Origin of the sequence: Bacillus sp. B2-WWTP-C-10-Post-4 (assembly GCF_009183805.1) — a bacterium.
Lineage (GTDB): Bacteria > Bacillota > Bacilli > Bacillales > Bacillaceae_G > Bacillus_A > Bacillus_A cereus.
The window spans coordinates 1-858 of the sequence record NZ_WEII01000271.1; the positions used below are offsets into that span (position 1 = coordinate 1).

Here is an 858-nt window from a genome sequence, read left to right on the forward strand (position 1 = left end):
TTGTGAAATACTTATCTATAATGGTTTCTCTCGTTTCATAAACATTAGGGAAATCACAAACAGTTACCTGATTATTAACACTAATGGATTCGATATTTCCTTTTATTTCGCTCCAGAATGGTAAGACATTTTGTAACACCATTTCATAGTTTGAAAAGCTTGCTTGTTCTAATTCAAACATTTTCAATGCAACTTGTGCTTTTCTTGGCAATAAAGAAACATCTTCCGTCAATACCATATCGCCACCAACAATAGACTTCAATTTAACAAGTGCCGGTAAATCACCAACTATTTTCAATACTTTGTTAATAGGCTGATTGATTATTTCACGAATATCTACGTTACCAAATTTAAGTGGTTTATGATGATTTAAAAACGTCCCCTCACAAATTGGACATTTCATCATTTTTTTTGAACTCTTAATTTCTTCTTTAATAGGTGCTTTTGAAATAACAATATATCCACCAATAATTGTATTAAACCCTACCCATGTTCTGCGTGTCTTTCCTTTTTTATCATAAAATGATTTTTCAAAATATCCGTACCAAAACGTATGCTTTTCTTCTTCTGACATATCATTATAGCTCTTTGACAAATCGTGACCAAGCTCATTTTTTATTTCTTCGAATAGAAATTCTATTTTTTCATGCTGATAAAATTTTAATACCTTCATGATTTCTTGATCGAATAGCCCATCCAAAAATGGAACACTTTTATCTTGAATGGCAATATCTTTATCAAAAACTTCAATTTGAAGACGTCCAGAACAAGATGGACAATGATTGTCCTGTGAATAGAAATCAAAACTTCTCGTATCTTTATTAATTGGATGAGCAGCTACAATATGATTAATTAATC

The 858-nt window shown here is 30.7% G+C and carries 1 pseudogene; it reads right to left on the bottom strand.

Features of this window, described 5'->3' with window-relative positions:
• Positions 1 to 858 (bottom strand): annotated as a pseudogene (locus tag GBN78_RS29855) (ABC transporter); the annotation flags it as partial.